6 protein-coding genes and 2 pseudogenes are annotated in these 7,925 nt (G+C 54.3%); all 8 read right to left on the bottom strand.

The window, feature by feature from the left end:
• The coding region (locus CPT76_RS12960) for a PfkB family carbohydrate kinase (protein WP_258168371.1) at positions 1 to 211 on the bottom strand (211 nt) is incomplete at its 3' end.
• Positions 208 to 1,034, bottom strand: a pseudogene (iolB, locus tag CPT76_RS12965) (5-deoxy-glucuronate isomerase). The pseudogene iolB and the gene CPT76_RS12960, both read right to left, overlap by 4 nt.
• A gap of 126 nt (positions 1,035 to 1,160) precedes the next feature.
• Positions 1,161 to 1,961 carry a myo-inosose-2 dehydratase gene (gene iolE / locus CPT76_RS12970; protein ID WP_308737575.1) on the bottom strand — a complete coding sequence of 267 codons (801 nt, stop codon included), beginning with the start codon at positions 1,959 to 1,961 and terminating at the stop codon, positions 1,161 to 1,163.
• Between the two features lie 23 nt (positions 1,962 to 1,984).
• Positions 1,985 to 3,847, bottom strand: coding sequence for a 3D-(3,5/4)-trihydroxycyclohexane-1,2-dione acylhydrolase (decyclizing) (gene iolD / locus CPT76_RS12975; protein ID WP_105443216.1), 1,863 nt, complete (start codon positions 3,845 to 3,847; stop codon positions 1,985 to 1,987).
• A 66-nt stretch (positions 3,848 to 3,913) separates the two neighbouring features.
• Positions 3,914 to 4,798: an inositol 2-dehydrogenase gene (locus CPT76_RS12980; RefSeq protein WP_105443217.1), complete on the bottom strand. Its 885-nt coding sequence runs from the start codon at positions 4,796 to 4,798 to the stop codon at positions 3,914 to 3,916.
• Between the two features lie 330 nt (positions 4,799 to 5,128).
• Entirely contained in the window at positions 5,129 to 6,262 is a 1,134-nt protein-coding gene (locus CPT76_RS12985) for a Ger(x)C family spore germination protein (RefSeq protein ID WP_105443218.1), read from the bottom strand.
• A gap of 142 nt (positions 6,263 to 6,404) precedes the next feature.
• Complete coding sequence (locus CPT76_RS12990) at positions 6,405 to 7,352, bottom strand: GerAB/ArcD/ProY family transporter (RefSeq protein WP_105443219.1); 948 nt, start codon at positions 7,350 to 7,352, stop codon at positions 6,405 to 6,407.
• A gap of 35 nt (positions 7,353 to 7,387) precedes the next feature.
• Positions 7,388 to 7,925: pseudogene (locus CPT76_RS12995) on the bottom strand (spore germination protein); the annotation flags it as partial.

Here is a 7,925-nt window from a genome sequence, read left to right on the forward strand (position 1 = left end):
CGTCGTCGGACACCCTGCCGATGAAACCGGTTCGCAGCCCCAGCTTCGCCATGGCGATCGTTATGTTGGCCGGGGAGCCGCCGACATATTTAGTAAAGGTGACCGTGTCCTCCATCGGGCGATGGATTTCGTTGGCGTTCAGATCGATGCACAGCCGGCCCAGCCCGATAAAGTCCAGGGAACGATGGTCTGGAAATGAAATCGTGGTCAACGCTTAGGCACCTCCTGTCCAGGGGTCATCAGCCATTCATGCTGAGGGTCGTTATGGAACTTCCAGGTGCGCACCGGCCCGGCCATGACGTTAAGGTAATACACATCGTACCCGGGAGGCGCCGATACCGGATGGTAACCGCGGGGAACGAGGACGGCATCTCCGCTCTTCACGGCCAGCGTTTCATTCAGCGACAGGTCGTCAGTATATATACGCGCTGCAGGGCAAACCCCTGACCTGGGGACACCTTGTGATAATAGGTTTCTTCCAGCAGAGACTCATGCGGGAGATCGAGTTGGTCATGCTTATGCGGAGGATAGCTGGACCAGTGCCCGGCCGGCGTAAAGACTTCCACGACGAGCAGACTTTCCGCTTCCTCCTGCTCCGGCAAAATATTGCGGACGGTCCGCTCCGTATAACCGGAGCCCCGCTGCTCCACCCCGATCTTCTCAGGCGGGATGAGCCTTGCTTCGAGCCGCCCTTGGCCGGGAGCGCTGCACACGGCCACCTCCGTTAAGGTAACGGCTTCCAGCCGGAAACGGTCGTGCGCAGGAATGTATACCGCATAAGGGGCAAGCGGCTCAAACACGCTCATCCGGCGGCCGATCCGCTCATAGCTTTGTCCGCCTGCTTCCACATTCGCCAGCCCGCTGAGCAGCACGAGGCAGACTTCACGGTCTCCCGTCTCCTGCTCGATCGTTTGACCGGGTTCCAGCCGGTACGCTTCAAAACCTACGTACTCCCACCCTGCCGATTCGGGCGTGATGCTGAGCAATCTGCCGTTCTCGTCCGGCTGTCCGCCGGGAACGATTAGCTTGGACATGTTCCTTCCTCCTTTCAGGCGTTTAATTCCTGAACAATTTGAGCGAGATATTGCTTGGACTTGCTGGCATATTCGTAAGGATTCGCTTGGCCGGGATCCTGCTCCGCCTCCAGAATCATCCAGTCGTCATAACCATGCCGTACGAAGCTGCGGAAAAATCGGCGCAAAGTCGATGCATCCGTCGCCAGGTACGGTAAACACGCCCTGGATTACCGCTTGCTGAAAAGGGATCCCCTCCCTTTTCACCCGCTCCAGCACATCCTTCCGGACATCCTTCAAATGAACGTAGGCAATGCGATCCGCATAGCGTTCATACAGCTCCAGCGGGTCGGATCCGCCGTAATAGGCATGCCCCGTATCCAGCAGCAAATGAACCAGCTCGGGATCCGTCGTCTCCATCAGCCTTTGAATTTCGTCCGGCCGTTCGACCACAGTTCCAATGTGATAGTGGTAGACGAGCTTCATTCCGTTTCGTTTGCAGATTTCCCCGGCCTGATGCAGCCCTTCGACCATGTGGTTCCATTCCTCGTCCGTCAGGGGATGCACGTCCTGCACACCTTTTGGTCTTCTCGGGTCGCCGATGATCGAACCCCCAAGCTCGCAGGTGACGACATGGCGGCTGCCCATCGACTTTAAAAATTCAACATGCTGCCGGTACGATTCCAGCTCGGACGCCCTGCGGCGCGGCTCGGAGAACAAGACGCCCTTCCACTGAGAAGCCATCTGGAGTCCATGCTCAGCCAATGCCTTCTTGAGAACGGCGGCGTCTTTCGGGAATTTCCGGCTGTTTTCCGTTCCGGTGAACCCCAGCTGCGTGAAATCCCGCATCAAGTCGTCGAACGTATAATGATCGCCCAGTTCAAGCACATCTTCATTAACCCAATTGATCGGTGAAATGCCCAATTTAATCGATCGGATATCCGTCATCTTCGTGTATCCTCCCTTTGGACTTAGATTTTCAGCGCCTGCTGCACATGTTCGTTCATCGTTTCCCTCGCGGCCCGCACCTTATCGCTGGTCGACACTTCCGGAACATCCACCCTCCACCAGGATTCGTATCCGCCCGACTGGGTGCCCGGCAGCACCTTGATTTCGATCAGGGTAGAGCCCTTCTCCTCCCCGGCCTGCCGGAGGGCTTCCTTCAGCTCATCCACACTGGTGGCGGAAAATGCCTTGATTCCCATGCTTCGCGCATGGGCCGCATAGTCGACCGGCACGTAGTCCCCCGTCAGGCGCCCCGTTTCCGGGCTGCGCAGACGGAATTCGTTGCCGAAGCCGTCGCTCCCGTTTTCACGCTGCAGGCTGTGTATGCACTGGTATCCGTGATTGTCCAGCAAGATCACGTTCACCTTTACACCTTCCTGGATGCTGGTTAAAATCTCGGAATGAAGCATGAGGTAGCTTCCGTCGCCGACGAGCGCATAGACTTCCTTGTCCGGCTCGGCGAGCTTCACGCCGAAGGCCCCGGCAATTTCGTACCCCATACAGGAAAAGCCGTATTCCATGTGATAGGACTTGGGCGCTTCCGATCTCCACAGCCGGTGTAAATCGCCGGGAAGACTCCCGGACGCCGCTACGATCACTTCGTTTGCCATGGAACGGTTCAGCTCACCGAGCACGCGGGTTTGCGCCAAGCCTTCTTCCGACTCCAAGCCGTACAGCCTGTCGACCTCCCGGGTCCATTCGGCTTTCAGTTTGGCAAGCTCTGGTCCGTTATGAGCAGACTTGTAGCTCCTTGCCTGAAGTGCGGAGGTTAATTCTTTTAACCCCGCTCCAGCATCTGCCACCACCTGGCACGCATTCAGCTTCGACGCGTCAAAACCGCTCACATTGATATGAATGAATTCTGCTTCGGGACTCGTAAAAGCGGTTTTGGACGCGGTCGGAAAATCACCCAGCCGAGTTCCCACGCAAATGACGGCATCCGCTTCTCTGGCAAGCCGGTTCGCAGCAAGGGATCCGGTCGCGCCGATCGCTCCCATATTCAGCGGATGGTCCCATGGGATTGCGCTCTTCCCCGCCTGGGTCTCGGCCACGGGAATGCCGAACGCTTCCGCGAACTGCCGCAGCTCTTCATAGGCCAAGGAATAATGAACGCCGCCGCCGGCGATCAGGATCGGCTTTTGCTTGCGCGATATCAGCTCCGTCGCCCGCTCGATCGCTGCCTGGCTAGCCGGCTTGCGGTCAAGGTAATGCACCCTTTTCCGGAAAAAATCCTCAGGATAATCGTACGCCTCTGTCTGTACGTCCTGCGGCAGGCAGATGGTGACCGCGCCGGTTTCGGCAGGGTCAGTCAGTACGCGCATCGCCTGGATCATCGAGCTCATCAGCTGTTCGGGACGCGTAATCCGGTCCCAGTACCGGCTGACCGGTTTGAAGGCATCGTTGACGGACACGGTATAATCCATCGGATGCTCCAGCTGCTGCAGGACCGGATCCGGCTGCCGGCAGGCGAAAATATCGCCTGGAAGCAGCAGCACGGGTATCCGGTTGACCGTCGCCGTCGCGGCGGCCGTGACCATATTCAGCGCCCCCGGGCCAATGGAGGAAGTACAGGCGAAGATTTCCAGCCGGTTCTTCTGCTTCGCGTACGCAACGGCGGCATGCGTCATGCCCTGCTCATTTTTTCCCTGGATGAATCTGAGGCTGCCCGGCTCCCGCTCCAATGCTTCGCCGATGCCCAGAACGTTGCCGTGACCGAAAATGCCCATGACTCCCTTAACGAACTTGTGCTCCTTTCCGTCCAGCTGCACATACTGCTGGTCCAGGAAGCGGAGCAAGGCCTGAGCCATCGTTAATCGAAGTACGCCCATTCATAACCATCCTTTCGCAAAATACTTCATTAGGTTAATCGCTTACCCTAAAGACAAACAAAAACCTCATGATGTAGACATCGAATACTCGGACAAGCTGACGGGTCTCTTCTCCAGCCATGACTTCCTGGCCGCATCCGCCAGCAGCTCCGCCTGATACCCGTCCTCTCCGCTGACAGGTACGTCCTCATTGTTCACGATCGCTTTGATAAAGCTCTCGATTTCAAGCCGATACGCCGCTTCATAACGTTCCAGGAAAAAATGCTTCGGCTTATCCCGGTACACGCCCCCGGCTGTGCTGACTTCCGCCGAGTTCGGAAAATCGTTCAGCACATTGACCTGGCCCAGCGAGCCGAACACTTCAACGCGCTGATCATACCCGTACGCAGCCTGCCTCGAGTTGGCCATGTCAAAATCGTGAATCGCCATGTCCATAAACAGCCCGCCGGATACCTTGATGTAGTCATGCGGAGGGGGGCTGGGGTCGCGCGAAGTGATCTTGATCAGATGGGGATCTCCAATCTGGCCGGAAGCGACGATCTCCCTGACTCTGCGGAAATTCGGGTCAAATCTGCGGTTGAAGCCAAGCTGAAATTTGACGCCGCTGTCGGAAGCGGCTTGCAGCGCAAGGCGGGTTCCCCGGACATCGAAGGAGATCGGCTTTTCGCAGAAAATGTGCTTGCCCGCCTTGGCGGAGCGCTCGATCATGTCAATATGGGTATTGGTCGACGTGCAAATAAAAACGGCATCGATACCCGGATCACTGATGATCTGTCCGGCATCCTGGGTCAGCAAAGGAATCCCCAGCCCATTGGCCCATGCCCTGGCATGATCGATCTGCAGGTCTGCAATCGCTTTCACTTTAACCTGAGGATGCTTGAGCAGATTTTCGGTATGCAACCTGCCGATCCTCCCTGCTCCGATCACGCCGATATTCAGTTGTTTACTCATGGACATTCCACCTTGTTCTCACGATATCATTTCAATGAATCATTTAGGGTAACCGCTTTCCTTGATCGGATTATAACACCGCACCGGACCTTTGCAAACCCTTTTTTGTTATTTAATACCACATTTTTTTGCCGCTCGCTATACGATTGCCTCTAAACGCTGCTTTGTCTCAGGTCATCAGATAACGGTTTCCATGACATATATATGAGTTTCCGCAAGTTAACATTCTATTTCCAGCGAATTGGAAAACCAAAAAAAGCGGCCGGCCGCAAACGGCCAGACCGCAAAACATCGCTCCATACCGCACCCCGTTCGGCATGGACATCAGTGTTATTGTATGACGCCGGTATCGATTATGGACACGTGAACCTGGGTATGAAACTGCACGTTACGGTACTCCTTGTTCCAATCGATCCGCTTCCACAGTTTGGGATGATAGGCAATCAGCTGCCGGCCCACCCCAAAAATATCACAGTTCGCCTGCTGCAGCTCCCGTACGACCTCCCTGGCTTCCTGAGTCATGATGGACGACAGCTCCCGGTTCACCCGCTTCACAGCATTGTCATCCAGCAGCTGGGGTCCGGTGAATTCCTCGATGACCGCCTGAAGCTTGAGGCTCAGCGTTACGTGAACATCGCCGTTCCGGGTGACGCTTACGTGAAACTCACGCTTCCTCTTCTTATTGCCGACGTTGTAGCTGATCGATCCGCGAATCGGCTTGGTTGTATCCAGATTCACGGTCTTGGTAAATCGGGCATTGCCTCCCGACTTTCCTTTCATCAGGACCAGCATGATCGACTGATCCTTGCCTAACGATCCGCTATAGCTCTGATCGTGGAACAAGGCGACACCTTTGGCTACGATCTCGGAGCCTTGTACCCCGATGTAGGGCAGAGCGAAATCCTGGCCTGGATCCGTCAAAGAACGGAAAACCGTATTCACGGTCTCCGGCGGGTAGAACAGGCTCATTTTCTCCAAGCTGCTGATTTTCTGCGACAGGAATTCGCCGATTTGCAGCTCTCCTACTTTTTTCCTACCGATAATCTCTGAGGCGTCATTCTCCGTCACGATCAAGCGGACGTCGGAAGAAGGGTTCTTAGGGTCCCTGAAATTGACGTCCATGGGTGCCTTGATCCCTTCTTCGGCCAAAGATCTGCCGATCAGCTGCACGCTGTTCTTGATCACCCGCATATTCCCTCTTACGCGAGCCCGGAGGATGTTGCTCGCCCCGCGTGTTGACAAACCCACAGCCGAATGGATTTCATTTGTCGTGGCGCTCTGTTCCGTTTTCGGGGGAATGATTAGCTCAACGGTTTCCTTGATCTTATGATCCTTGGTCAGATCAAAACCTGCGCTGTAGGCCAAATTCAAGTCTTTCAAATATTCGCGGTCCCAGCATCCGGTCAGCAGCGCCGTGCACAGACCCAGCATTGCACAGCAAAGTACCACGCGGCATCGTTTCATACGGCTCCACCCGCTTTCTTTTTGACAAATAATGAGAACAGCATTAGCAGGAAGGGAATGCCCGCAATGAACACGTACGCAGCATATTCGGAAATCTTGTTAATCCGGTCGATCGCCATCGGTGTGGTCGGCAGAAGAGCAATTAAAAAAAGGCTAAACTAACAAAGGGGTCAAACATTTGGTGGACCTTTTTGTTAAACACGACTGCAAGCCCATCGGCAGCCGCATAAAAGTAGCTGGTGATGGAACATACCAAGGTAATCGACCAAATCGACAGGAACAGAATGTCCGCTCGGTCGATGATATAGAAATTCAGCGATTTGACCAAATATATGACAGGTTCCGGGATCATCACCAGCTGCGTCTGGTTGAACACCATGAGACAGGTGCACACGACAAACACGTAGAACAGCGTAACGAACAGATTGGACAAGCTGATCATTTTCAATTTCTTGGCGTCAGATGCATCAATGAACGGAAAGATGATCATGAACATTTCGAACCCATACATCGAGATGGTCGTGTCTTTGGTTCCTTTCAGGATGTTGATCAGGCCTGCTTCGGTTAACGGGAGCATATATTCAATCCGTGCCTGCGTTAAGCCATAGCTGACAAAAATGATCAATGGGATGAACAGCATGGACGAAAGGCTATAAAATCGGGCCAATACGGTCAGCTTTTCCTTAGCCAGATAATAAGTCATGATACAGAACAGGAGCAGGACCACCCACTTGGGGCTGGACTGCAGAATCCAGCGCTGGAGCATCATGTAGGCATTGAGCAAAACATTGCTGCCCAGCAAAATAAAATATCCGACGTAGCATGCGATCAGGATCCTGCCGATAACCGGTCCGGCAAGCCGGATACAGATTTGAAAAAGGTTCATCCCGGGAAACTTACGCAGAAGAGTCCACATCATCAAAATGACGATTTGGGTAATCACTCCGGCGATCACAACCGATATGCCCCCGCCGCCTTTTGCCGTCTTACTAAGGTCATAGGGAATCGAAAGTACCCCGACTCCGATTTGGGCTTGGATAATGAACAAAAACAGCTGTTTCGGGGACATCTTTTTCTCAGCCTGTTCCACCTTGGCCCTCCCTCCCGGATCCGTGTCAAACGATGTTAGTTATGCTTTTTCTCGCCATGCTTGCCGCGGATCGTCCAGATCGGAAACCGAAGGAATGCATCCTTGAAGCCCTTGAATTTCAATGGGGCCAGCGGCGACAGGTAAGGCTTCCCGAACGACTCCAGCTTGCACAGATGAATGAACAGGATCGTCAGTCCGAAAGCAATGCCGATGAATCCGAAAATGGATGCGCATATCATCAGCGGAAACCGCAATATCCGGATCGCCGAGCTCATTTCATTGGATGGTATTAAAAACGACGAGATCGCGGTCAAAGCCACAACGATAATCATCGTATACGACACGAAACCCGCCTTGACGATCGCATCGCCGATGACCAGACCCCCGACAATGCCGATCGTTTGCCCTACTCGGCTTGGCAGCCGGAGTCCTGCCTCCCTCAGCAATTCAAAGATCAGCTCGAGCAGCATCGCTTCAACGAGCGGGGGATACGGTACCCGGGTCAATGAACCCTGCACAGTAAAGAACAGCTGAATAGGCAAAATATTCGAATGAAACGCTACGATGGCGATA

The organism is Paenibacillus sp. AR247, assembly GCF_002968895.1.
GTDB classification, from domain to species: domain Bacteria; phylum Bacillota; class Bacilli; order Paenibacillales; family Paenibacillaceae; genus Paenibacillus_AQ; species Paenibacillus_AQ favisporus.

Bases quoted from the DNA above. Each gene is read 5' to 3' on its own strand.
- iolE (WP_308737575.1), bottom strand. From the start codon at position 1,961: ATGACGGATATCCGATCGATTAAATTGGGCATTTCACCGATCAATTGG.
- CPT76_RS12980 (WP_105443217.1), bottom strand. From the start codon at position 4,798: ATGAGTAAACAACTGAATATCGGCGTGATCGGAGCAGGGAGGATCGGC.
- CPT76_RS12985 (WP_105443218.1), bottom strand. From the start codon at position 6,262: ATGAAACGATGCCGCGTGGTACTTTGCTGTGCAATGCTGGGTCTGTGC.
- iolD (WP_105443216.1), bottom strand. From the start codon at position 3,847: ATGGGCGTACTTCGATTAACGATGGCTCAGGCCTTGCTCCGCTTCCTG.